General features: G+C 71.8%; 20 protein-coding genes. 6 read left to right on the forward strand and 14 right to left on the reverse strand.

Going from position 1 to position 25,085, the window contains the following annotated elements:
• Positions 1-135: 135 nt before the first annotated feature.
• The 4 genes from OG439_RS34690 to OG439_RS34705 are packed head-to-tail and all read right to left on the reverse strand — an operon-like array spanning position 136 to position 3,967.
• Positions 136-501, reverse strand: coding sequence for a SchA/CurD-like domain-containing protein (locus OG439_RS34690; protein WP_326944856.1), 366 nt, complete (start codon positions 499-501; stop codon positions 136-138).
• Positions 501-1,541, reverse strand: coding sequence for a methyltransferase (locus OG439_RS34695; protein ID WP_326944857.1), 1,041 nt, complete (start codon positions 1,539-1,541; stop codon positions 501-503). Before OG439_RS34695 ends, OG439_RS34690 begins: the two co-directional genes overlap by 1 nt.
• Positions 1,542-1,577: 36 nt before the next feature.
• Positions 1,578-2,780: a cytochrome P450 gene (locus OG439_RS34700; RefSeq protein ID WP_326944858.1), complete on the reverse strand. Its 1,203-nt coding sequence runs from the start codon at positions 2,778-2,780 to the stop codon at positions 1,578-1,580.
• Between the two features lie 23 nt (positions 2,781-2,803).
• Positions 2,804-3,967: a nucleotide disphospho-sugar-binding domain-containing protein gene (locus OG439_RS34705; protein ID WP_326944859.1), complete on the reverse strand. Its 1,164-nt coding sequence runs from the start codon at positions 3,965-3,967 to the stop codon at positions 2,804-2,806.
• Positions 3,968-4,121: 154 nt separating this feature from the next.
• Between OG439_RS34705 and OG439_RS34710 the strand changes: the two genes are divergently transcribed.
• From OG439_RS34710 to OG439_RS34725, 4 genes are all read left to right on the forward strand, one after another.
• A complete protein-coding gene (locus OG439_RS34710) occupies positions 4,122-4,799 on the forward strand; it encodes an SDR family NAD(P)-dependent oxidoreductase (RefSeq protein WP_326944860.1) in 678 nt (225 codons plus the stop codon).
• Between the two features lie 73 nt (positions 4,800-4,872).
• Positions 4,873-5,208: a TcmI family type II polyketide cyclase gene (locus OG439_RS34715; protein ID WP_326944861.1), complete on the forward strand. Its 336-nt coding sequence runs from the start codon at positions 4,873-4,875 to the stop codon at positions 5,206-5,208.
• Positions 5,205-5,633, forward strand: a complete 429-nt coding sequence (locus OG439_RS34720; protein ID WP_326944862.1) for a cupin domain-containing protein — start codon at positions 5,205-5,207, stop codon at positions 5,631-5,633. The genes OG439_RS34715 and OG439_RS34720 overlap by 4 nt, the downstream gene beginning before the upstream one ends.
• On the forward strand, positions 5,630-6,898 hold the full coding sequence (locus OG439_RS34725; RefSeq protein WP_326944863.1) for a beta-ketoacyl-[acyl-carrier-protein] synthase family protein: 1,269 nt from the start codon (positions 5,630-5,632) through the stop codon (positions 6,896-6,898). The genes OG439_RS34720 and OG439_RS34725 overlap by 4 nt, the downstream gene beginning before the upstream one ends.
• A gap of 116 nt (positions 6,899-7,014) precedes the next feature.
• Here the strand turns inward: OG439_RS34725 and OG439_RS34730 are convergent, their stop codons facing one another.
• The gene (locus OG439_RS34730; RefSeq protein WP_247058719.1) at positions 7,015-7,650 is read right to left on the reverse strand and encodes a TetR/AcrR family transcriptional regulator; all 636 of its coding nucleotides are present in this window, start codon (positions 7,648-7,650) and stop codon (positions 7,015-7,017) included.
• A 761-nt stretch (positions 7,651-8,411) separates the two neighbouring features.
• Here OG439_RS34730 and OG439_RS34735 point away from each other — a divergent pair.
• Positions 8,412-10,349 carry an AfsR/SARP family transcriptional regulator gene (locus OG439_RS34735; protein WP_326944864.1) on the forward strand — a complete coding sequence of 646 codons (1,938 nt, stop codon included), beginning with the start codon at positions 8,412-8,414 and terminating at the stop codon, positions 10,347-10,349.
• A gap of 176 nt (positions 10,350-10,525) precedes the next feature.
• Here OG439_RS34735 and OG439_RS34740 read toward each other — a convergent pair whose 3' ends face one another.
• A complete protein-coding gene (locus OG439_RS34740; protein ID WP_326944865.1) occupies positions 10,526-11,656 on the reverse strand; it encodes an FAD-dependent oxidoreductase in 1,131 nt (376 codons plus the stop codon).
• A complete protein-coding gene (locus tag OG439_RS34745; RefSeq protein ID WP_326944866.1) occupies positions 11,653-13,236 on the reverse strand; it encodes a hypothetical protein in 1,584 nt (527 codons plus the stop codon). The genes OG439_RS34740 and OG439_RS34745 overlap by 4 nt, the downstream gene beginning before the upstream one ends.
• A gap of 194 nt (positions 13,237-13,430) precedes the next feature.
• Here OG439_RS34745 and OG439_RS34750 point away from each other — a divergent pair, with 194 nt between their 5' ends.
• Positions 13,431-14,474, forward strand: a complete 1,044-nt coding sequence (locus tag OG439_RS34750) for an aminotransferase class I/II-fold pyridoxal phosphate-dependent enzyme (protein WP_326944867.1) — start codon at positions 13,431-13,433, stop codon at positions 14,472-14,474.
• Positions 14,475-14,567: 93 nt separating this feature from the next.
• Here the strand turns inward: OG439_RS34750 and OG439_RS34755 are convergent, their stop codons facing one another.
• The 7 genes from OG439_RS34755 to OG439_RS34785 all read right to left on the reverse strand — a co-directional run bounded on the left by OG439_RS34755 (position 14,568) and on the right by OG439_RS34785 (position 24,837).
• Positions 14,568-15,284, reverse strand: a complete 717-nt coding sequence (locus OG439_RS34755) for a FadR/GntR family transcriptional regulator (RefSeq protein ID WP_326944868.1) — start codon at positions 15,282-15,284, stop codon at positions 14,568-14,570.
• Positions 15,285-15,381: 97 nt separating this feature from the next.
• The gene (locus OG439_RS34760) at positions 15,382-16,137 is read right to left on the reverse strand and encodes a PEP/pyruvate-binding domain-containing protein (protein ID WP_326944869.1); all 756 of its coding nucleotides are present in this window, start codon (positions 16,135-16,137) and stop codon (positions 15,382-15,384) included.
• A gap of 163 nt (positions 16,138-16,300) precedes the next feature.
• On the reverse strand, positions 16,301-17,944 hold the full coding sequence (locus OG439_RS34765; RefSeq protein WP_326944870.1) for an FAD-dependent oxidoreductase: 1,644 nt from the start codon (positions 17,942-17,944) through the stop codon (positions 16,301-16,303).
• A complete protein-coding gene (locus OG439_RS34770; protein WP_326944871.1) occupies positions 17,941-19,377 on the reverse strand; it encodes an MFS transporter in 1,437 nt (478 codons plus the stop codon). The genes OG439_RS34765 and OG439_RS34770 overlap by 4 nt, the downstream gene beginning before the upstream one ends.
• 366 nt (positions 19,378-19,743) lie before the next feature.
• On the reverse strand, positions 19,744-20,955 hold the full coding sequence (locus tag OG439_RS34775; RefSeq protein WP_326944872.1) for a cytochrome P450: 1,212 nt from the start codon (positions 20,953-20,955) through the stop codon (positions 19,744-19,746).
• 41 nt (positions 20,956-20,996) lie between these two features.
• Positions 20,997-22,865, reverse strand: coding sequence for an asparagine synthase (glutamine-hydrolyzing) (asnB, locus tag OG439_RS34780; RefSeq protein WP_326944873.1), 1,869 nt, complete (start codon positions 22,863-22,865; stop codon positions 20,997-20,999).
• Between the two features lie 97 nt (positions 22,866-22,962).
• Entirely contained in the window at positions 22,963-24,837 is a 1,875-nt protein-coding gene (locus tag OG439_RS34785) for an AfsR/SARP family transcriptional regulator (RefSeq protein ID WP_326944874.1), read from the reverse strand.
• Positions 24,838-25,085 lie beyond the last annotated feature (248 nt).

Consider the following 25,085-nt stretch of genomic DNA (forward strand, 5'->3'; position numbering starts at 1 on the left):
CCGGGCAGGGTCCGTGATCGAAGGGTCGACTCGCGTGATCAGGAAGCCGACACGCGTGATCAGAGGGTCGACACGAAGAACGGGCCGGGATCCGACAGGATCCCGGCCCGTTCTCGTGGCGGCAGGTACGGCGGGTCAGGCGGGTACCGGGCTCCGGGGCACCGCGAACTGCGTGACGCACCGCAGCATGCTTTCCCGGAACGTCCGGACGAAACCCTCCACCGTCCCCGTGTCACGCGGGTTGTTCAGGTACGGCGCCAGCTTGCGCTCCACCTCCCGCACCCCCGGCTGGTTCGCCATGAAGCGGGCTACGGCGTCCAGGTCGCCGTCGTACTCGATGAACCTCACCAGCGTCGCGTCCCGGATGAACACCGCGGTCGCCAGGATCCGGGCACCGTCCGGCAGGACGCTCGACCTCGGACGCTGGAAGTCCGCGAACACCTCGGCGACGTCGTCCTCGCAGCCGCTCTTGATGTCGTAGGTGATCGCCACGTACGGCATCAGCGGGCCTTCCGGCAGACGACGGCCGTCTCGAGGCCGTCGAACAGCGCCACCGTCGTCGTCGACTCGAAACCCGCGGCCGACGCGTACTCGCGGCAGTCGGCGATCGTGTACTCCGAGCCGCCCGGGGTCACCACCAGCAGGTTCAGGCAGCCCAGCAGGCCGACCTTGTTGACGCGGCGGTCGTCGTCGATCATCCGGTCGTAGATCACCACGATGCCGCCGGGGTTGACGGACTCGTACGCGCGCCGCACCAGCGTCGCGCGCTCCTCGTCGTTCCAGTCGTGCAGGATGTGCCCGAAGATCAGCACGTCCGCCGGCGGGATCGGCTCGGTGAAGAAGTCGCCGACGACGAACCCGACGCGCCCCGTGGTGCCCTTGGCCGCCATGTGCTCGTGGAACAGCTCGGCGATCTCCGGCCGGTCGAACACGACGCCGTCCAGGTGCGGCTGGGCCTTCACCAGCGACGCCGACAGGTTGCCGCGCGCGCCGCCGACGTCGACGAACGTCTTGTGCTCGGCCCAGTTGACGCCGTCGGCCAGCTCGGTCGCGATGTGCGTCGTCCACGCGTCCATCGCGGCGATGAACGAGCGCCGCTCCTCCATGTCCTCGTACAGCCGCTCGAAGTAGTCCGCGGTGTCCCAGCCGATGAACGGCTTGCCCGAACGAAGGCTTTCGGTCAGCCCGCCCCAGGCGCGGAACAGGTGCTTGCTCGCCTGCCGCATCCAGCCGCCGAGGAAGGTTTCCTTGTGCTCGTCGAGGAAGTACCCCGTGGTCGCGGTGTTGCGGTAGAGCCCGTCCTCGCGCTCCAGCAGGTCGAGCGAGACGAGCGCGTCGAGGAAGTCCCGCGACGAGCGCGGGTGCAGGTCCAGCTTCGCCCGCAGTTGCTCCTCGCTCGCCGACCCGGCGCCCAGTTCGGTGAACAGGCCGATCTCGACGGCGGTCAGCAGCGTCTTGGCGGCCCAGAACGACGTCCCCAGCTCGATCAGCGGCCGGGCGTTGATCGCGGAAACCGTGCCCTGGTCAGCAGTGGTGGTCATGAACGGTCCTTCCTTGCGTGGTGTGATCAACAGGGGTCACCACTGCAGCGGCAGGGTGTCCGGTCGGGTGAACGCGCGGTTCGCGCTCCACTCGAGTTCGGCGGGCGGGACGGCGATGCGGAACTCGCCGAAGTGCTCGAGCATCCGGTCCAGCGCGACCGTCAGCTCGACCCGGCCCAGGTGCGCGCCGAGGCAGTGGTGGATGCCGTGCCCGAAGGCGAGGTGCGGGTTGTGCGCGCGGGTCAGGTCCACCTCTTCGGCGCCGGTGAAAACGCTTTCGTCGCGGTTCGCGGAGTTGATGCACGGCAGCACCGCGTCGCCCGCCTTGACCGTGATGCCGCCGATCTCCATGTCCTCCAAGGCGATCCGGATCGGCCCGACCCCGCCGCCGGCCTGCGAGTACCGCAGCAGCTCGTCGACGGCGGCCGGCAGTTCGTCGCGGTGCTCGACGAGCCGCCGCACCGCGCCCGGCTGTTCGGTCAGGGTCAGCACGCCGTGCGCGATCTCGGACGTCGTCGCGTGGTAGCCGGCCATCAGCATCGTCTCGGCGAACGCGAGCAGCTCCTCGGTGCTGAGCGAGTCGTCCTCGTCCCGCGCGGTGATCAGCACGGCGAGCAGGTCGTCGGCCGGGTTCTTCTGCTTGGTCTCGATGAGGTCGTTGAGGTACTGCCTCAGCTTCCCGGCGGCCTCGCCGACCTGACCGGACGACCGGTGCCCGACGCTCAGCATCACGTCGGTCCAGCCGCGGAACAGGTCGTGGTCGTCCTGCGGGACGCCGAGCATCTCGCAGATCACGGTGATCGGCAGCGGCTGCGCGAGGTGCTCGATCAGGTCGGCGCCCGGGCCGGCCTTGACCATCCCGGCCACCATCTCCTCGGCCAGCTCCTCGACGCGCGGGCGCAGGTTCTCCACCTGCCGCGTCGTGAACACGCGCCCGACGAGCTTGCGCAGCCGGGTGTGCTCGGGCGGGTCCATCACGAAGATCGACTTCGACCCGGCCGCGACCGGCAGCAGCCGGGGCGCGTCCGGGCGGGTGATGGCCTCGCGGCTGAACCGCGCGTCGGCCAGCACCTTGCGGACGTCGGCGTGCTTGGTGACCAGCCAGACGGCGTGGCCGTTGGGCAGCGTCGCCTTCGCGACCGGCTCCTCGGCGCGCAGCCGCGCGTACTCCTCGGGCGGCAGCAGCGGATGCTTGCTGGTGAAGGGAAACCGCAGCGTGTCGACGGCTTCTTGGGTCATCTGCGTCTCCTATGGACAGTCCACTACGGACGATTGAGGACCGGGCCGGTCAGGGTTTCCAGCGCGGCGGCGACCTTCGACGGCGACGGCTGCTCGCGCATCTCCGCCGCGACCTCCCGGGCCGCCGTCCGCTGCGGTGTGCCGGGGGCGATCAGCCGCACGATGTGGTCGTGCAGCACGTCGGCCGTCGCGTCGGCGATCCCCACGACCACGCCGGCCCCGCGCGCCCCGGCCCGCGCCGAGTGCCCGGCGTGGTCGGGCAGCTGCGGCACCAGCAGCACCGGGACGCCTTCGTGCAACGACGTCAGCAGGCTGCTCGCGCCGCCGTGGCCGACCAGCAGGTCGCAGCCGGCCAGGATCGGCTGCAGGGGCTCGTCGACGAGCACGTGGACGTGGCCCGGCAGCGGCCCGAGCAGCGGACGTTGCGCCGAAGAAACCGCCAGCACGACGTCGACGTCGAGGTCCGCCGTCGCGGCGACGACCCGGTCGACGAGGAACCGCCGCGGGTCGACCTTCGCGATCGTGTGGCCCCAGCTGACGCAGACCCGCGGCCGGTCACGGCCGATGCGGAACCCGCGCGGCGGCGTGGCCGGGCCGTTGACCGGGACGTACCGCACGGGCAGCCGCCGGTGCTCGCCCGGCACCTGCATGCTCGCCGGCACCGGGTCGATCGTCGCGGCGCCGGCGGCGTCGAAGGGCAGGCCGCCGAACCGGGCGGCCAGCGGCGCGAACGCCTCGGCGAGCACGCCGCTCACCCGCGAAAGCAGGTCGGCGCCGTAGAGGTGGCGCACGGCGGGAACGCCGGCGGCCGCGGCGGCGAGCGGGCCGGCCAGCGCCGTCGGGTCGTAGACGACGAGGTCGGCGCGCCAGTCGCGGACCAGCTCGGCCAGATCGTCCACCATGGACTCGGCGTGCTCCAGCAACAGCCGCACCGCACGGGGTTTGCCGCTCTTCGCCGGCGACGCGGCCCCGGGCACGGTCGGCAGCAGGTACTCCCGCACGATCCCCGCGGTGTCGACGTCGGCGCCGACCCGCGCCGCGGTCAGCCCGGCCCGCCGGATCTCCCCGGCCAGCCCGGGCTGGCTCGCGAACAGCACCTCGTGGCCGGCCGCCCGGCACGCCCAGGCCAGCGGCGCCAGCGCGTACAGGTGCGTCGGCCAGGCCCACGTCGTGAACACCACCCGCATGTCCGTTCCTCCTGTGCTTCTCGCCGACGGCCGTCTCGGCGACGACGGTGGCACCGCGTTCTGAAGCCTGACTCGAACGACCGGCACCCCAGCGCGGATCGAGCAGCGGCCGCGACCATCGCGGCGGAACGACCACCGACAGCGGAGGAACACCGTGGCCGCACAACGCACCGCCCTGATCACCGGGGCCAACCGGGGGCTCGGCCAGGCCGTCGCCGCCGAGCTGGCCGGCCGGGGGCTCGACGTCATCATGACCGCGCGGGACTTCGACGCCGCCGCCAAAGCCGCCGCCGAGATCGGCGCGCGGCCGTACGCCCTCGACGTCACCGATCCCGCGAGCGTGGCGCGGGCCGCCGCCGAGCTGACCGAGGTGGACGTGCTGGTGTGCAACGCCGGCGTCCTGCTCGACGGCGGCCAGAACCCGCTGACCGTGCCGCTCGAGCTCGTCGAGCAAACGCTTTCGGTGAACCTGCTCGGCGGCTGGCGCACCGCGCAGGCGTTCCTGCCCGCGATGGTGCGCCGCGGCTGGGGGCGTGTCGTGTTCCTCTCCAGCGCCACCGGGTCGTTCGACCTGGGGCTGTGGCTGGGCGCGCCGGCGTACTCGCTGTCGAAGACCGCGGTGAACGGCCTGACCACCATGCTGGCGCGGGAGATCGAGGGCACCGGCGTGCTGGTCAACGCCGTCAACCCCGGGCAGGTCCGCACGCGCATGGTGCCCAGCGCGCAACGCGGTCCCGAAGACGCCGCCGTCGACATCGCCGACGTCGCGACCCTGCCCGACGACGGCCCGACGGGCGCGTTTCTGCGGTCGGGCAAGCGGATTCCGTGGTGAATTCGAGCCGGGCTACACCGGCGGCCCGGAACATGAAGCGTCCCGTACCACCACGTTGCCAGGAGGCGAGAACGTGCACCGCACCCTGATCGTCGCGAAGCTCAAGACCGACTCACCCGAACGGATCGCGGACGTCTTCGCCGAGTCCGACGCCACCGACCTGCCGCGCATGGTCGGCGTCTCGCGGCGGACCCTCTTCAACTTCCACGACCTGTACTTCCACCTCGTCGAGGCGGACCAGGACATCAACCCCAGCCTGTACAAGGCGCGCGGCACGGAGCTGTACAGCGACATCAACACCAAGCTCGCCGAGCTCGTCTCGCCGTACGACCCCGGCTGGAAGGAACCGAAGGACGCGATGGCGTCCCCGTTCTACGTCTGGACTCCCGAGGAAGGCCGGGTTCGATGACCACAGTGGACAGGGTGAAGGTCAACGTCGCCGAGGCGGCCCCGAACCAGCGCCGCGGCGGCGACATCCGCGTGACGCTCAGCCCGAAGACGGTCGGCTCGACGTCCGGCTTCGGCGGCTTCCTCATCCTCGGCGCGGGCGAGCACGTCACCGAGCACTACCACCCGTACTCCGAGGAGTTCCTGCACGTCGTCGAAGGTGAGCTGGAGATGACGCTCGACGGCGTCGCGGTGCGGCTCGGCCCGGGTGACTCACTGATGGTCCCGATCGGCGTGCGGCACCGGCTGGTCAACGTCGGCGACGTCGAGGCGCGCGGCGTGTTCCACCTGTCGCCGCTGGCGCCGCGGCCGGAGCTCGGCCACGTCGACACGGAGGACCCGCAGCGCCCGGACGCCCCGAACCCGGCGGTCGGGGGTGCTTCGTGACCCGGAGCGTCTCCATCACCGGGATCGGTGTGGTGGCGCCCGGCGGGGTCGGCCGGGAACCGTTCTGGGCACTGCTGAGCGCCGGGCGCACCGCGACCCGCCGGATCAGCCTGTTCGACGCCACCGGTTTCCGCTCGAAGATCGCGGCGGAGGTGGACTTCGACCCGCGGGCCGCGGGCTTGTCGGCGCAGCAGGTGCGGCGGATGGACCGGGCCGCGCAGTTCGCCACGGTGTGCACCCGGGAGGCGGTGGCCGACAGCGGCCTCGACCTCACGGGCCTGGACCCCGGGCGGATCGCGGTCAGCATCGGCAGCGCCGTCGGCTGCACGATGGGCCTGGAGGAGGAGTACGCCGTGCTCGCCGACGAGGGCAAGCACTGGCTGGTCGACCACACCTACGGCGTCCCGCACCTCTACGGCTACATGGTGCCGAGCACGCTGGCCGTCGAGGTCGCGTGGGAGGTGGCGGCCGAGGGCCCGACGGCGCTGGTGTCGACGGGCTGCACGTCGGGGCTCGACGCGGTCGGCCACGGTGTGGCGCTGATCGAGGAGGGCTCGGCGGACGTCGTGCTCGCCGGCGCCACGGACGCGCCGCTGTCGCCGATCACCTCGGCGTGCTTCGACGCGATCCGCGCGACGTCGGCGAACAACGACGACGCCGAGCACGCGTCGAGGCCGTTCGACGCGCGGCGCGACGGGTTCGTGCTCGGCGAGGGGTCCGCGGTGTTGGTGCTCGAGGAGACGTCGGCCGCGCTGCGGCGCGGGGCTCGCGAGTACGCGCGGATCGTCGGGTTCGCCGGGCGCAGCAACGCCTTCCACATGACCGGCCTCAAGCCGGACGGCCGGGAGATGGCGGAGGCGATCCGGGTCGCGCTGGACCACGCGCGGCTGGCGCCGGCGGACGTCGACTACATCAACGCCCACGGTTCGGGGACCAAGCAGAACGACCGCCACGAGACGGCGGCGTTCAAGCGCAGTCTCGGGGAGCGGGCGTACGAGGTCCCGGTCAGCTCCATCAAGTCGATGATCGGGCACTCGCTCGGCGCGATCGGCTCGCTGGAGGTGGCGGCGTGCGCCCTGGCGCTCGACCGCCAGGTGGTCCCGCCGACGGCGAACCTGCACGAGGCCGACCCGGAGTGCGACCTGGACTACGTCCCGCTGACCGCGCGCGAGCACGAGATGGACGTGGTTCTCACGGTCGGCAGCGGTTTCGGCGGCTTCCAGAGCGCGATGGTCTTGGCCCGGCCGGGAGCGGCCGGCGCCTGAGGGAGGAGAAGGAGCGGTGGTGCGGGTTCGCGGCGCCACCGCTCTTTCCCGTGCCCACGAACAAGTCGTGAGTGGTAATGAGGGTTCTAACCCTCATTACCACTCACGACCGGTTGTCACGATTTGTCGGGGTTCAGGTATTCGATCAAGCGCGCGAGCTGGTCGGCGTACTGCTTGACGAACTCCGGGGACTCCGGGTCCTGCTGCGCCACGCCCTCGATGACGTGCGGCAGGGTCACCGGCGCCATCGCCGCGGCCATCAGCATCACCGTCAGGCAGGCGGGATCCACCCACTCGGGGAGCTGACCGGACTTCTGCAGCTCGGCCACCTGGTCCACCGTGCCGCCCAGCCGGGCCGACCGCGGCGCGTGGTCCGGGTCGGTGTCCGGGCCGCCGTACTCCAGGCCCGACCACGCCAGCAGGCGCATGCCGTCCCGGGACGTCAGCACCTCCAGGACGTAGCGGCGCAGCTGCTCCGACAGCGGGGTGCCGGGCGCCACCAGCTCGCTCTCACGCTGGCCCCAGCCCTCCGACATGGCCTGGTACAGGCCTTCCTTGCCGTCGAAGTAGTACGAGATGAGCTGCTGGTTCACGCCCGCGCGCGACGCGATCGCCGCGATGCGCGCGCCCGCGTACCCGTGCGCGGCGAACTCCGCGACGGCCGCTTCCAGGATCAGCCGGCGCGTGCGGTCCGGATCCCGCTGCCGCTCCTGCGGCTTCGGCGAACGGCGGGGCTTCGACGACGCGGTCACACCGGCGACTATACATGCGCCCAACCACCTCAACTGGCTGATCGACTTAATGAAACAGACGGTTGACACAGTGAGGCAAGTCCCTGACTATGGTGAGAGACACACCGGCAACACCGCCCACCCGGCACGGGAGCAACCACTCACGGCCGCCGTGGACAACCGAAGACAGCGCTTTCTCGCGCCCCCGTGAACTGCACCGGGACGCCCGCGAGCCGCCTCCGGAATTGCGTGGCAGCAGTCCTGGAAACGAGTCGAGCGACCGCTCCGCGACCATTTCGCGTCGAGCGGCAATCGCGTCCTCGAATTCATTCATGACCCCTCGGCAATACGCGCGCGCGTGCCGTTCCCGTCGCGGGAAAATCCGCTCGGCGGCCGACGGGAAATCCGCGGCCGGGTGCGGGCCGAAGTCGTACGCCTTGCTCACGATCTACGTCGCCCCAGGTCAGAACGATGCGGGCCGATCAGGTGAATTTCGCCGGGAGTATTGCATCCCGATCACCCCTTCTATCGTGCGCTCTTCGACCAGAAAGTGACCGCCGGTCACTAGAATGCACCTGGAGCTACGAAAACCTTGCACGATAGGCTGACATTCCCAAGGCGGCGTCAGCGCTCTGCTAATGCTCGTCCAGCGGACCCGGCCATGGTGGGCAGAAGCCCGCACCCGACTGGTTCATACCCGGTTCGGGATGCGGGCAAACCTGGGGACTGGGGAGCGGTGTCATCCGACGGGGAGCGGACCACGCCGCATCGATACTTGGAGGATGCAGATGTTGTGCGTCAAGGTTCTCGGCCCGTTGGAGGTCGTACGCGACGGGGTGCCCATCACGCCGTCCGCGCCGAAGCTCCAGCGCGTGTTCAGCCTGCTCGCCGTGTCCGCTAACCACATCGTCCGGACCGAACAGCTCATCGAGGAACTCTGGGAGGAGAACCCGCCGACCAGCGTCAAGACGACCCTGCAGACCTACGTCTACCAGCTGCGGAAGCTGCTGGAGCTGGACCCGGCGCAGCGGCCGTCGGCACGCGTCCGCCGTGACGACGGGCAGCCCGTGCTGCTCACCCTCTCCGGTGGCTACATGCTCGCGGTGGACCGCGACGCCCTGGACTCGAGCCACTTCGAGCGCCAGGCGACGCAGGGCTGGACCGAGCTCGACGCCGGGGACGCGGAGGCGGCCTTCCACACCCTGGACGGCGCGCTGCGGCTCTGGCGCGGCTCCGCGCTCGTCGACCTCAACCCCGGGCCGGTGCTGCAGGCCGAGGTGCTGCGGCTCGACGAGATGCGCAAGAACGCCCTGGAGCACCGGATCGACGCCGCGCTGCAGCTCGGCCGGCACCAGGAGGTGCTGGGCGAGCTCACCCGGCTGGCGGCGCAGCAGCCGACGCACGAGGGCTTCCAGGCCAAGCTGATGCTGGCGCTCTACCGCTCCGGCCGGCGCTCCGAAGCGCTGGGCGTCTATCAACGGACCCGCTCGGCGCTGGCCGACGAGCTGGGCCTCGACCCGGGCGCGGAACTGCAGCGCGTCCACCGCGCGGTGCTGGCCGCCAACGGCAGCCTCGACGCCGTCCCGGCCCAGGTCCGGCGGCAGGTGGCGCGGCCGGAACCGCCGCGTCAGCTGCCACCAGCCGGGCCTGGGCTGGTCGGCCGGGACAGCGAGCTGCACACGGTCGTCACCGCCGTCACCGCGCCGGACCGGCGGGGCCCGGCGGTCGTCACCGTCGACGGCCCGCCGGGATCGGGCAAGACGGCGCTGTGCGTGCACGCGGGCCACGACGTGCGGGAGAAGTTCCCGGACGGGCAGTTCCACGCGAGCCTGGCCGACGCCGCCGGGCAGCCGGTCGACCCGGGCACGGTGCTGGCCGGGTTCCTGCGCGCGATCGGCGTCCCGGGCGACCGGATCGCCGGCTCGGTCGCGGAACGCAGCACCCAGTTCCGCACCTGGACGGCCGACCGCCGTGTGCTGGTGGTGCTCGACGACGTGCTGGACGACCACCAGCTCGCGCCGCTGCTGCCCGCGGGCCGCGGGTGCGCGGTCGTCGTCGCGAGCCGGATGCAGCTGTCGGACCCGTCGGTGACGACGGTGGTCAGCCTGAGCCCGCTGAGCGGCGCGGACGGCGTCCGGGTGCTGAGCGGGCTGGTCGGCCCGGAGCGGCTCGCTCAGGACCCGGACGGCACCCGCGCGCTGGTCGCCCGCTGCGACGGCCTGCCGCTGGCGCTGCACGCGGCGGCGACCCGGCTGCGGCACCGCCCGCACTGGCCGGTGCGGCGGGCGGCGGACTGGGCCGCGACGGGCGCGGACGACCCGTTCGACCTGCGCTCGAGCGTGTCGCTCAGCTACCGCGTCGCGACGCCGGAGGTGCGCTGGGCGTTCCGCACGCTGAGCACCTCCGACGCCGGGAGCCTGTCGCTGGCGGCCGCGTCGGCGGTGCTGAACCTCGACGGCTGCCTGGCGGAGACCCTGCTGGACGACCTGGTGAACCTGCACCTGCTGGAGTTCGAGCACGCGGCCGACCACACGGAGGAACACCACTACCGCATGCTGCCGACCTTCCGCGACATCGGCCGCCGGCTGCACCTGGAGGCGGAGCTCCTGGGAGCGGCCCGCACCGAGCCGCAGCCGGCACTGGCCGTCACGACCGGCGACGCCTACCAGCCCCTGTGCCACGAGGCCGGGCGGGTGGCCGTCGCGCCGAACCGGGGTTGACCCCCAGCCTCCCCGGTGAAAGAGGATCGCGCACCGCACCGCTACCCCCCGGTGCGGTGCGCGACCCGTTACCCCACAACGAGGTGGCGCGCCCGCCATCCCCGCGCGCCGCAACGCCGTGAGGGGCACCTTCAGGGACGTGGTGTCCCTGAAGGTGCCCCTCACGGCGTTCGAACTCAGTACTCCCAGTCCAGGCGCATCGAGGCTTGGGCCATGCGGACCGACTCGGCGATCGCCGACGTGCCGCGGCGGGTGACGTCCGCCTGGTAGCCCGCCAGGCCTTCGGCCAGTGAGCCCGGCATCGTCAGGACCCGGCACAACGCCGCCGCGTCCTGGGCCGCGACGTTCGCCCCGGCCCCGCCCGACAGCGGCATCGTGTGCGCCGCGTCGCCCAGCGGGACCACCGGCCCCTGGCCCCACGCCGGACCCGGCGCGGTGGCCCGCAGGGCCAGCACGTGCGTCTCCGCCGGCTCCGCGTGCGCGAACAGCCCGTGCAGGTCCGGGTGCCAGTCCGCGGTCCGGTTCAGCAGCACCTCCCGCAGAGCGGCGCCGGGCAGCCCGAACAGGACGTCGTCGGCGATCCCGAGGTGCGCGCGGTGCGTGTTGAACACCGCCGTGTAGTAGTCCTCGGCGTCGGCGCCCGGCCGGAACACCATGGGCAGCAACCCGAAGCTGACGCCGCCGGAGCTGACGACCGACGTGAACCGGTCGTGCATGAACTCCGGCAGCCCGCCCTTGATCGCCTTCGCCATCGGGATCCGCGAGACGATCGCGCGGACGCCGAGGTCGCGGGGCTCGTCGCCGGGTCGCCACGCCGCGCGCACCGCGGAGTCCGTCCCGTCCGCGGCGACCAGGACGTCACCCGCGTCGGAGGTGCCGTCGCGGAAGTACGCGCGCACCCCGCCCGACGCCGTCAACGCGTGGTGGCTGAACGACGAACCGGGCCGGACGACGTCGCCGAGCCCGGCCAGCAGCACCTCGCGCAGCGTCCGGTGGTCGACGGCGTCGACGCGGTCGAGGTCCCCGTCGTCCTCGTCGTGGTGTTCCCATTGCTGTACAAGGTGTTCGTCGTAGGCGGCCATGCCCTTCGTGTAGCGCATGGACGTCGCGACGAACCGGTCCCGCACCGCCGGCGGCAGGCAGGCGCGGAACGCCCGCTCGCCGTCCGGCGTGATCCGCAGCCGGTGCCGCGGGGCCGGCGTCTCGTCGCGTTCGTGCACCACGACGTCGACGCCGGCCTGCCGCAACCCGTGCGCCAGGCAGAGCCCGCCGATCCCGGCCCCGACGACGAGGACCCGCCGGCTCATCGGACCGCGGGACCGGCGTACGCGCCGATGTTCGGGCGCACCGGCGGGACCGGGTAACCGAAGTAGTCCCGCACACCCGGGTTGGCCGCACCCGCCGACAGCGCCGGCGAACCACCGCGCAGCCGGTAGCCGGTGGCGTCCTGGCGGTCGGCCGCCAGGCCCGGCGCGGTGAACTTCGGGTCCGCGACGACGGCGTGCGCGTCACCGGCCGGCACGGTCGTGACGTTCCGGTACAGGTTGTGGTCGTAGGTCCCGTACGCGTCGCTGAACGCCGACCCGCCCGCGCGCCCGACGAAGATGTTGTCGGTGAACTCCAGCGGGTCGGTGGTGTAGTTCATCAGCAGCCGCTCGGCGTTCGGGGCGTAGATCGTGTTGCCGTACACCTGCACGCGCCCGGTCTCCAGGCAGATCACCGTGATGACGCCGACCGGGTCGGTACCGCCGTTGAAGTCCGGGTAGTAGCCGTTGGAGAAGTCGTTCTGGCTGATGTTGTAGCGGACCGTGGTGCGGTCCGTCGGGCGGCCAGCGTCGGCGCAGACCACCAGCATGCCGCCCTGGTTCTCGCGGCTGAGGTTGTGCTCGAACACCGTGTCGAGGTTCGCGTGCTCGGTCATGTACGCCGCCGAGGGCAGCGGGCCGGAGCCGTGGCCGTAGGAGACCTCGTTGTAGCGGAACACCGTGCCGTCGGCGTTGAACGCGCTGAGCGCGGCGGTGTAGGACGGCGCGCGCTCGGCCCAGCCGCGGAAGGTGTTGTACTCGACCACGGCGTTCGTCGCGTTGTAGACGCCGACCGCGTCGCCGCCGATGTCCTCGCCGTAGTTGTGCGCGATGCGCAGCCGGGTGATCGGGACGTACGTCGTGCCGCGGCCGTCGGGGTACTGCGCGCGCTTCTCCCAGTCGGACGACGTCGCGATGCCCTGGCGGTCGACGTGCCGCAGCGTGTTGTTCTCGATGACGACGTCGTCGAAGCCGCTCGGCTTGGCCGTGCCGCCCGCCTTGACGACGATGGCGCCGCTGACGTCCGGGGTGTGCGGGTTGCGGCAGTCGCAGCCGTTGACGTCGTGGACGTCGACACCCGAGACGACGAGGTGGTGCGCGACGCCGAAGTCCTCGAGCTGGAGGAAGACGCCGATGCGCACGTCGTTGTCGCCCGGCGTCGGGCCCTGGTTGCTGACGTCGAGGTCGCGCACCTCCCAGCCCTCGACGTTGTGCAGCAGCACCGCGGCGAGCGCGCCGTGCGCGTCGATCTTCGGCTTGGCGCCCCAGCCGTAGGTGCCGGTGGTGATCGGCCGGCCGGCGGTGCCGGAGCCCTTCGGCGCGAACGTGCCGTCGCACGTCGTCCCGCGCTTGAACGTGATCCGGCTGCCCGGCTGGAGCACGACGGAGTTCACCTTGGCCAGCGTCTTCCACGCCTGTCCGGCCCCGAGCCCGGACGCCGAGTCGTGGCCGCCGGCGCAGTCGACGTAGTACTGGGTCCCCCGCGCGTGCGAAGTGTCGGCGAGTGCGGCCGGGGTGCTGAGCCCGACGACGGTCAGCACCCCGGAGACGAGGGCGAGTCTGCGAATCCACGCAGCGGTCATCGTGGGTCCTTCCTGGTTTCGGCGGGGGTTCTGCGAACCCCCGGATGGTCACCACGCGCACTCGTGCGCAACTCGCGACGACCTGGATTCCCGCCGCGTCAGCCCGGTTCGAGCCAAGCTGGACCGCCCCCTGGCACGGTCAGCGGACCCTGACGAGGCGGCACCGGACGTCCGCCACCAGAAGGCAGGAAGTGATGAAGAGTCTTTCCGACGACGCCATCCACAGGCAGGGCGGAGATCTCCGGGGCCTCGCCGGCGACACCTACCTGGACCTGGGCACCTGCGTGAACCGGTACGGGCCGCCGTCCGCGGTCCGCGTCGCGCTGCGGGAGCTGGACGTCCAGCGGCTGCGCGCCCACCCCTACGAAGCCGACTCGCTGTTCCGGGCCACCTACGCGAACTACCTGACGGTGGACCCCGAGCTGCTGGTCTCGGGGCGCGGGATAACCGAGTTCATCCGGGTGCTGGCGCGGCTGCTGCCGGCGGACCGGATCGCCGTGGTGACGCCGGACTACACCGACAGCATCCGCTGGTTCACCAACCACCTGCCGCCCGCGACCGGCGAGATCGACACCGTCGCGACGCGGCTCGCGCGGGTCGCCGAAGGCATGGCCCGCTACGGCTACGTCGTGCTGTCGAACCCGAACAACCCGCTGGGCCTGCACATCCCGCCCGGCGACCTGGCCGAGGTGTGCCGCGAGAACCCGGCGTCGACGCTGATCGTCGACGAGGCCTACGTCGACTTCCTCGGCGGCGGCACCCGGCGGTCGATGGCGTGGTCCGGTCTGTCCAACGTGGTCGTGTTGTCGTCGCCGAACAAGCTGTTCGGCATCGCCGGCGCCCGCACCGGTGCCATGTGGACGGTCAACGAGGACCTGCGGACGGCCGTCGCCGCCCAGCGCCTCAACTGGCCACTGTCCTATGTGGACTCCGTGGTGGCGATCGCGGCCCTGCGGGAGACGGCCTGGGCCGAACGCACCCGCGAGCGGCTGCTCGTCAACGCGGCGGCGATGGAGGCCTTGCTGGTCCGCCGCTACCCGGGCGTCGTCAAGGGCGCGCCGGTGCACTACCGGTTCGTCGCCTCCGACGACCCGCAGCGCGACTACGACGAGCTGGTCCGGGCGGGCGTGGTGGTCCGCGTCTTCGGCGACGACCAGGCGGGCCGCGTCCCGGGCCTGCGCATCACGGCCCCGACGGACGACGAGTTCCCGCTGCTGGCCGCGGCGCTCGCCGGTTAGGACCCCGGGTGCCGGGGCGTGTCCACCACCGCCCCGGCACCCGTCTCACCACCCGTCGTGAGTGGTTAGGGCGGTTAGAACCGCCCTAACCACTCACGACCGGGACGCGCGCAGCCGGGCCGCCGTCGCTTCGACGTGGGCCGCCATCGCCGCGCGGGCCGCGGGTGGGTCGCCCGCCAGGATCGCGTCGAGGATCGCCGCGTGCTGGGCCTGCGAACGCTCCGGGTCCGGCGGGATCCCGTCGAGCCACTCGGCGAGCCGCATCCGGACGTCGGCGACCACGGTCGTCAGCGAGCCGGACGCGGTGACCTCCGCGATCGCCAGGTGCAGCCGCGCGTCCCGGCGCCGGTGGTCGGCCGGGCTCGCCGCGGCCGCCTCGGCGCAGGTCGTGACCAGGTGCCGCCGGTCCGCCGAGCTCAGCCGCCGTCCGGCCGCCAGCTCCGCCGCGCCCGTCTCCACCACGTGCCGCAGGCGCAGGACGTCGTCCAGCCCGGCCGCGTCGAGCCGGCCGGTCCGGGCCGGCGCGGGCAGCCGCTCGACGACGAACGTGCCGCCGTAGCGGCCCCGCCGGGACTCGACGTACCCCTCGGAAGCGAGCGCCCGCAACGCTTCCCGCAGCGTCACGCGGCTGACGGCGAGCCGTTCGGCCAGCTCCCGTTCGGCCGGCAGCCGCGAGCCCGTGGCGACGACACCGAGCCGCACCAGCTGCCGCAGCCGCTCGATCGTCTCCTCGACCGCCCGGCCCGCCCGCACCGGCCGGAACACGGCGTCGAGCTCCCCGGTCACGGCGACACCGGGCGGCAACGCCACCTCGCCCTGGATACCGCGAACTCCGCAGCCACCGGCACATCCAGCCGGCGCGCGGCCGCGACCGAACCCACCCGCAACACCGCACCCAGCTCCCCGGTCACGACGGCACCGGGCGGCACCGCAGCAACGCCACCTCGCCATCGGTGACGGCGAACTCCGCGGCCACCGGGACGGCCAGCCGCCGGGCGGCCGCGACGGCGAGCGAACCGAGGTGCTGCACCGTCTTCACGCGCAGCGCCGGCGCGCGCCGGCGCAGCTCGGCGACCGTCGACGTCCGGCTGCCACCGGCCGCGGCGACCGTCGCCGTCGGCTTGTCGGCCACCCGGTACTCGCGAACGGCGAGCTCCGGGCCCGCCAGCACGATCAGGTCCGGGTGCAGGGGCTCGGACAGCTGCTCGGCGAGCCCCAGGAACGCCTGCACCCGGACGCGCTCGCCGTCGGGCGCCGCGTGGACGTGCGCGCTCGCCTCCGCCGCGGTGAAGCGCTGCAGCGCGAACGCCAGCCGCGGGAACTCGCGGGCGCCGTCTTCGGCGAGCGCCAGCAGCTCCAGCATCGCCTCGGCCACCGTGCCGGGGCCGAGGTTGTTGAACACCGGCCCGATCGGCAGGTCCGAGCGCCGCGGCCGGATCTGCCACGCCCGCACCGAAACCGGCTCTTCGACCAGCCCCGCGTACTCCGCGAACGGGTCGGCGGGCCGCTGCCGCACCCGGTCCCGCCAGTGCCGGACGGGCGCGGTCAGCACGATCGTCTCCGGCACCGGGACCAGGTCACCGACCCGGTGCAGGGCCCCGATCGCGGGGCCCGCGAACCCGTCGTCGCCGCAGCGCTCGTCCGTGACCGGCAGCCACCGCACCTCGTCCCGGCCGGGCGGATTCGACGGCCGGGCGGGTCCCCCTTCGCGCGTTGCACACAACTCGTGCTCCCAAGACGTGCTTGCCGAACCGGACCTGAGCCGACGAACCGTCCGGGCCGCGGGGATGGTCCCCCACGGCCCGGACGGCGTGCCGGCGAACTGATCAGCCTGCGCAGCGGCGATCCTCCTCGCGCAACGCGAGCACCCGGGCCAGCGCGGCCCGCAGCTCCTGCTCGGGGTGGCGGGGCAGCTCCCCGGCCCGCCAGGCGACGAACCCGTCCGGCCGCACGAGGACCGCGCCACCGGCGGTGACGCCGTAGGCCGCGGCCCACCGGTCGTCCGGGTCGTCGAACTCGAAACCCACGCGGTGGACGTCCACCGCGAGCCCGAGCGCCGCCGCGGCCGCCTTCGCCGCCGCGACCCAGCCGACCCCGGCCGGCCCGGCCAGCACCGTGAACGACCCGGTGAACAGGTCCAGTGTGGACAGTCCGGCGCCGCCCTGCTCCAGCCGCACGTGCGGCGCCCGCAACCCGGGTTCGCCACTGGGCGTGCGCGGGTCCTCGACGGGCCGGCCCGCGCCGGCCGTCCCGGCGAGGACCGCCGACGAGCGGTACCGGTACCCGAAGATCATGGCCAGGTCATCGGTCTTCGTCTTGTCGCCCGCGCCTTCGTGGCGGTCGTGGAGCAGCTGCATCGCGCTTTCGAGCGTCAGCCGGGCGACCGGCCGCCGTTCGTCCTCGTAGGTGTCGAGCAGCTCGTCACCGGCGCCGTCTTCGAGCACGGCGGCGAGCTTCCACGCCAGGTTGTGCGCGTCGGCGATGCCGGTGTTCGCGCCGTAGGAGCCCGACGGCGGCACGACGTGCGCCGCGTCGCCGGCGAAGAACACCCGCCCGGTCCGGTAGCGCCGGGCGACCCAGCCGCCGATGGTGGTGGTCGTGACGATCCGGTCCGACCCCGGCATCGACGGCACCAGCCGGATGTCGACGTCCGGCAGGCCGATCGCCTGCCGCGCCAGCTCCACGCAGTGCTCCCGCGTGAAGTCGGCGACGCTCTCGCCCAGCTCGGGCCGGTAGGGCACGGCGAGCGCCCACCGCCCGAACTCCCGCAGCGGGATCAGGGTCGAGCCCTTCGTCGGCCGGTCCAGGTAGGCGAGCAGGAACCGGCGGCCCTGCAGCGCGGCCCCGAGGTCGGCGTCGAACACGAAGTTCGCCACCTCCAGGAGCACGCCCGGCCCGTCGGCGCCGACGCCGAGCCGCTCGCGCAGCCCCGCGCGGTGCCCGTCGGCGGCGACGACGTAATCGGCGTGAAGCCGTTGGTGGACGCCGGTCTCCAGGTCGCGCACGACCGCCGTGACGCCGTCGCCGGCGTCGGTCAGCGCGACCAGTTCGGTGCCGAACCGCACGTCCGCGCCGCTGCTTTCGGCGCGGGCGCGCACGATCCGTTCCAGTTCGTCCTGGTCGATCATCTCCCAGTCCGCCGGGCTGAGGGACGCCGGCGGCCGGGCCTGGGCGAGCACGTCGAACCGGAAGTGCTCCCGCCCGGCCAGGGTGTCCGCGCCGATCATGTCGGGCATGTCGGTGAGGATCGACGTCCGGTCCCGGATGGCCTCCGCGAGCCCCAGGGCGCGGTAGATCTCCATGGAGCGCGGGTTGAACGCGCGCGCCTGGGGCAGCAGGGCCGTGGACGGGTGCCGTTCGACCAGGATCGGGCGAACCCCGAGCCTTGCGAGGAAGAGCGCCGTGGACAGGCCGGTGATGCCCCCGCCCACGATGAGCACCGCTGTCTCGTGGTTGCCCGGCTCGGTCATCGCGCCGAGGCCCCGGCCTTGTGCTCGTCGGCGGCCGCGGCCGACCGGCCCGCGGCCTTCTTGCCCGGCAGGGCGGTCGTGAACAGCAACGCCAGCACCAGCACGCCGACGCTGACCGCGATCGCGCTGACCGTGGCGGACTCGAACCCGCTGCCCAGCCGCGAGAAGAACACCGTGCCGAACAACGCGATCCCGGTCGCGGTGCCGAGCTGGACGGTCGTGTTCACCAGCCCGGACGCGGCGCCCGCCTGCTGCATCTGGATCTCCGACATCGAGACGCCGAACAGCGAGTTCAGCACCGCGCCCATGCCGAGCCCGAAGCCGATGACCGGGGCCAGCAGCGCCCACACGTTCAGGTCGTGACCCATTTGCTGCACCAGTACCGCGATCGCGACCAGGCTGGCCAGCAGCACCACGATCGCCCCGGCGGTGAACGCCCGCCCGAGCTTCGGGGCCAGCTGCATGCCCAGGACGTTGCCGACGACGATGCCGATCGTCGACGGCGCGAACGTCAGCGCGGCCTGCAGTGGCGAGAACCCGAGCCCGAGCTGCAGGTGCAGCGTCAGGATGAAGAAGACGCCGACCGCGGTGTTGATGCAGAGCATGACGGCCTGGCCGCCCGAGAGGCTGCGGTACTTCAGCAGCGCCGGCGGGACCAGCGGTTCGCCGCCGCGCTTGGCCTTGATCCGCTGGTGCAGCGCGAAGATCGCGAGCAGCGGGATCGCGGCCAGCATCAGGTAGATCGACCACTTCGGCCAGCCCAGCTCACGACCCTGCACCAGCGGGTAGAAGATCGCGAAGAGCCCCGCGGTCAGCAGCAGCAGGCCGCTGAAGTCCATGCGGTGCCGGAAGAACCCGGGCCGGCTCGGCATGGTGATCAGCGCACCGACCAGCGCGAGCACGCCGATGGGCAGGTTGATCAGGAAGATCGCGCGCCAGCCGATGCCGAACAGGTCGGCCTGCGTCAGCACGCCGCCCAGCAGCGGCCCGGCGAGTCCGCCGATCGGGAACGCGCCGGCGTAGTACGTCATCGCCTTGGGGCGTTCCTTCTCGTCGAACTCCGCGTGGATGAACGACAGGACCTGCGGCACCATCAGCCCGGACCCGACACCCTGGATCACGCGCGCGGCGATCAGCACCTCGACGTGCCCGGCCAGCCCGGCGGCCAGCGACGCGGCCGTGAACACGACCATGCCGGCGAGGAACAGCTTCTTGGTGCCGTACCGGTCACCCAGGCGGCCACCGGTGATCAGGGTGAGCGCGAACCCCAGCGCGTACCCGGCCGAAATCCACTGCAGCGCGGAATCCCCCGTGCCCAGCTCCCGCTGGATGGTGGGCAGCGCCACCGCCACGATCTGGTTGTCGATCATGTCCACCAGGACGGCCAGAACCGCGACCGCCAGTGCCCACCACCTGAGCGGGTGCTTCTCCACGACGTACTCCTTTTCCCACAGTGAACTCTCGTCTGCACTCATAATCAACGAGGCGACTCACACTGTCAACTACTTGTTTGATTAAGTCGATCAAGAGGTTGTCCGACTCATCCGAAACTACAATCAGTGACGTCGGCGCGGCAGAGCGCGACGGGCGCGAGTCCAGGGTCTGCCGCGGCTGTCGTGAGTGTTTAGGGCGGTTAGAACCGCCCTAAACACTCACGAGCCGGCGCCGGGACCAAGCCGCACGAATCCCCGCCCGGACACAAAAAAGCCGCTCGCACCGGCCGGCGGCCGGTGCGAGCGACAAGGGCCGGAGGCGACTGCTTCGTCGCGGGAACTGCCAGCGGGACCTACCGGACAGACCTACCAGACGACGGGGACCTCGTGCGCGCCGTAGATCTGCATGTCGGTGCGCATCGGGATCTCCTCCAGCGGCACGGCCAGCCGCAGCCCCGGCAGCCGCTGCGCCAGCTTGGCGAACGCGATCCGCATCTCCATCCGGGCCAGCTCCTGGCCGAGGCACTGGTGCGCGCCGAAGGCGAACCCGACGTGCCGCTTGGGCTTGCGGGTGACGTCGAACGCCTCGGGGTGCTCGAACTGCGCCGGGTCCCAGTTCGCCGACTCGGTCGAGAGCAGGATCGGGTCGCCGGCGCGGATGTGCTTGCCGCCGAGCTCGAGGTCCGTCTTCGCCGTGCGCGGCAGGCAGAACGGGCCGACCGTGAGGTACCGCAGGATCTCCTCGACCGCGCGCTCGGCCAGTTCCGGTTGCCGGCACAGGGTTTCCCACTGCTCGCGGTAGTGCAGCAGCGTCAGCGCGCCGAGCCCGATCATGTTCGCGGTGGTCTCGTAGCCCGCGATCATCATCAGGTTCCCGATGGCGACCAGCTCGTCGTCGGTGAGCGGGACGCCGTCGTCCGGGACGGCTTCGATGAGGTTGCTCATCAGCCGGCCGTCCGGGTGCGCGCGCTTCTCGTGGACCAGCGCGCGCATGTCGTCGGACATCCCGGTCATGGCGTCGAGCAGGCCTTCCTTGGTCCGCTCGAGGCTCATGATGACGTGCGTGCGTTCCTGGAACAGCTTGCTGTCCTCGTACGGCATCCCGAGCAGCTCGCAGATGACCAGCGACGGCACCGGCGTCGCGAAGTCCGTGATCAGGTCGGCGGGCGAGCCGCCGGCGACCAGGACGTCCAGCTGGTCGTCGACGATCTTCTCGATCCGCGGCACCAGCGACTTCAGCCGCTTCACGGTGAACATCCCGGTCATCAGCTTGCGGTAGTGCGTGTGGTCCGGCGGGTCCATCCCGATGAACGACACGCCGAACCCGGACGCCAGGTACTCCTCGGGGCTGAGGGTGACCGACGTGACCGAGGTCTGGAACTTCCGCTGGGCGCTCACGTCGGGGTGCACCAGCACGGTCGTGACGTCTTCGAAGCGGGTGACCAGCCAGCCGGTGTTCCCGTCCGGCAGGGCCACCTCGCTGACCGGGGTCTCCTCGCGCAGCTGCGCGTACTCGTCGGGCGGGGCCAGCGGGCACCGCCGGGTCATCGGCACGGGCTTGGGCCGGGTCTGGGTCATCGGCTTGCTCCTTCCGCGGATCGCGGGTCGGACGGCGTGGTTCAGATGTCGAGGGTGATGCCGTAGTGCGTGAGCCAGGTGTTGAACTGCAGCGCCATCTCGACGTTCATCCGGCTCGGCCAGTCCTGCGAAACGCCCTTGGGGTGCCGGAAGACCTCGTCGACGGACGCCTGGTCCAGCAGCGGCCGGATCGGCGCGTTCGGGTCGGCGAGCGTCTCGGCGAGCAGCCCGTGCAGCGCTTCGGTGTAGGCCGGGTCCTGCGTGACGGGGTAGGGCGCCTTGCGCCGCTCGAACACCGACTCCGGCAGCAGGTCCTTCACGGCGGCGCGCAGGATGCTCTTCTCGCGGCCGTCGAACGACTGGAACGCCCACGGCGCGTTGTACATGTACTCGACGAGCCGGTGGTCGAGGAACGGCAGCCGCGCCTCGAGCCCGCACGCCGCGGCCAGCCGGTCACCGCGTTCCAGCAGCATCGGTAGCCAGCGCATCAGCTTGACGTAGCGGACGTTCCGCATGATGCCCTCGAACTCGCTTTCGCCCTCCTGGTGCGGGGTTTCGCGCAGTGCCTGGGCGTAGTTGTCGCGGTAGTAACCGTCCATGTCGAGCTTCTTGAGGAAGCCGTCGTCGAACAAGCCACGGCCCTGGCCCTTGACGCAGCCCGGCACCCGCTTCTCGTTGGCGATCCAGGGGAACGTGCCCGAGCGCACGAGCTCGTCGTCGTGCATCCAGCGGAAGCCGCCGAACACCTCGTCGCCGACCTCGCCGGTCAGCGCGACGACCGAGTGCTCCCGGGTCGCGCGCATCATCAGCAGGTGCGACGCGTCCATGTCGCCGGCCGTGGTCGGCATGTCCTGCGCGACGAGCGCGGCCAGCCGCACCTCGGGGTCCATCAGGTCGCGGGTGTCGAGCACGAGGTGGATGTGCTCGGCCCCGTGGTGCTGGGCGACCTCGTCGGCGAACGGGCCGTCCGCGGTGTCGCGGGTGTCGTCCGGCCGGAAGTTCTCGCTGTAGCCGACGTAGGTGGTCGTGACGCTGCGGACGCGTTCGCCGTTCTTCTTCAGCCAGCCGGCCGCGATCCCGGTGACGGCGCTGGAGTCGAGGCCGCCGGAGAGCAGTGTGCACAGCGGGACGTCGGCGGTCAGCTGGCCGAGGACGATGTCCTCCAGCAGCTGCCGGGTGTGCGAGATGGTGTTGTCCAGGTCGTCGGTGTGCGGCTTGGCTTCGAGCTCCCAGTACGTCCGGTCGACGACGCCGTTGCGGCCGATCGCGAGCGTGTGCCCGGGCCGCAGCTGGTCCTGGTCGCGGAACACGGCCTCGCCCGGCAGCTTCGCCGTCGAGAAGACCTCGCGCAGGCCCTCGATCCCGACGACCGCCTTGGTCAGCGGGTGCGTCAGCAGCGCCTTCGGCTCGGACGAGAAGATGACGCCTTCGGGCTGCAGGCTGTAGAACAGCGGCTTGATGCCGAACCGGTCCCGGACGAGCAGCATCGTCTCGGTGCGCAGGTCCCAGACCCCGAAGGCGTACATGCCTTCGAGGTGCTTGCCACAGTCGGCGCCCCACTCGAGGTAGGACCGCAGCACGACCTCGGTGTCGCTGCGGGTGCGGAAGTGGTGCCCCCGCCGTTCGAGCTCGCTGCGCAGCTCCTTGAAGTTGAAGACCTCCCCGGAGTACGTCAGCACGGCGATCGTGCGCCCGTCCTCCTCCGCGAACATCGGCTGAACGCCGCCGGCCAGGTCGATCACCGACGTCCTGGTGTGCCCGATCGCGACGTTCCGGGAGCACCAGACCCCGCGGGCGTTGGTCCCGCGGTGCTTCTGGGCCTCGTTCATCGCTTCGATCGTGGCGCGTTCCCCGGACAGGTCACGCCCGAAGTCCACCCAACCGGCGATACCACACATGCTGGCCTCCATCTGGTCGTTCGGCTGCCGCCGAGCCTGTCGACCACGGCTCGAACCCGCCTCGACAGCACCTCGGACCGGCTTCCGGGGTGGACCAGATGCCCTTCGCTCAGGCGTGGTTGCGGAACCCGAGCACCGTGCGCATGTAGATCGGCCAGAGGTACGGCGTCGCGTCGGCCTCCCCGCCGAGCAGCTCCTCGGCGTAGCACCGCGCGATCGGGTGGAACTCGAACCGCACCGGACCCTCGTCGACCACGTCCTTCTGGATCCGCAGCAGCCCGTGCCCGACGAGCCGGGCCAGCAGCGCCTCGGCCCGTTTCGGCGGGCAGTCGAGCCGCACCGCGACCTCGGCCGCGGTGAACGAGCTCGCGCCGAGCGTCGGCAGCAGCCGGAACGCCGTCTGCGCGTGCGACGGCACCGACCGGTAGCTGCCGGCCAGCCGCGCCCGGACGTCGAGCTGGTTGAACTGCAACAGGTCCAGCGGCCGGTTGCTGGTCTCCAGGTGCTGCCGCATGTTCCGCACCGGCCACCCGGGCACCGACCGCAGCCGCGCGCCGATGCACCGCACCGCCAGCGGCAGGTACCCGCACAGCGCGACCAGGCTGCGCGCCTCGTCGCGCTCGGCCGCGACCCGGTCCCGCCCGACGATCACGGCGAGCATCTCGAGGCTCTCCTCGCCGGTCAGCGGTTCGAGGTCGATGGTGTGCGTGCCGGCCAGGCCCTGCAGGCCGGAGCACGCGGTGGCCACGGCGGCGCACCGCGGCCCGGCGGGCAGCAGCGGCTGGACGTCGGCGTCCGAGGTGACGTCGTCCAGCACGACCAGCACGTTGCGATCGACGCTCCAGGTCCGGAACATCGTCGCGCGCTCGTCGACGCTGTCGGGCAGCCGCTCGCCGGGGAACCCGATCGACCGCAGGAACTGGCCGAGCACCTCCTTCGGGCCGGCGCCGGCCGGGCCGCCGAGGTTCGCGTAGAACTGCCCGTCGCCGAACGCGGACCGCAGCCGGTGCGCGACGCGGACCGCGAACGTCGACTTGCCGACGCCGGGCATGCCCATCACCGACACGATCCGCAGCCCGTCGTCCGAGCGTTCGGCCGGCGAAAGCCACTGCACGGCCGAGCTGATCAGCTCGGCGCGTCCGGTGAAGTCGGCGATGTCGTTGGGCAGCTGCGCGGGCGCGACGAGCTGCACCCGCTCCGCCGCGACCTCGGGCGCCGGGCGGGCGTCGGCGGTCTCGGTCAGCAGCGAGCGGTGCAGCCGCTGCAGGTCGGGCGACGGTTCGAGGGCGAGCTCTTCGACGAGCCGGCCGCGGAAGCGCCGGTAGACGTCGAGGGCCTCGTCACGGCGCTGGCAGCGTTGCAGGGCGAGCATCAGCTGGCTGTGGAACCCCTCGTGGAGGGGCTGGGTCATGGTCAGCTCCTTGAGCTCGCTGACCAGGCCGCGGTGCCGGCCCAGTTGCAGGTCCGCCTCGATCCGGCCCTCCAGCGCGCGCAGCCGGCTCTCCTCGAGCCGGACGGCGTACGCGCTGAGCAGCTCGCCGGTCTCGACGTCGCTCATCGCGGGGCCGCGCCACAGCCGCAGCGCGTGCCGCAGCAGTTCGGTGGCCTCCCCGGGTTCGCCGCTCTCCAGCGCCGCGCTGCCCTGGTGCGCCAGGTGCTCGAACTGGATCTTGTCGACGGCCTCGGCGGCGATCTCGAGCCGGTACCCGTGCCACCCCGTGTGCAGCCCGGCGGGTTCGTGCCCGGATTCCTTGGGGAACAACGACTTCCGCAGCCGGTGGATGTAGGTCTGCACGGTCACGTGGGCGCTGCGGGGCGGGTCGGCACCCCACACTTCGTCGACGAGATCGGTCGTCGACACGAACTGGTTGGCCCGCACGATCAGCAGCGCGAGGATTTCCCGGAGCTTGGGCGCACTCGGCGTGATGTCCCGGTCGTCGGACAGCACGCACAACGGACCCAATAGTTTGAATTGCAGCAACACGCCGAACATCCCCCAGATGACGATTCCGTCAGCCCGGTTTCCCCGACGTCCGGAAATGTGTTGCGATCACCCACGAAAGCGAGTACGGAACCGGCACCTCCCCCAAGCCGCCGCACCGCACATCGTTGTTTATCGCAGGTAGTTTTTCCGCATCCGGAACTGCGTCCGGACACTCGAATTCCGCATAGACCACCACCCCAGGCGACACATTCGTAGATCGACTTGTGCCGAAAGCAGGTTACCCGCCG

The organism is Amycolatopsis sp. NBC_01307, assembly GCF_035975215.1.
Lineage (GTDB): Bacteria > Actinomycetota > Actinomycetes > Mycobacteriales > Pseudonocardiaceae > Amycolatopsis.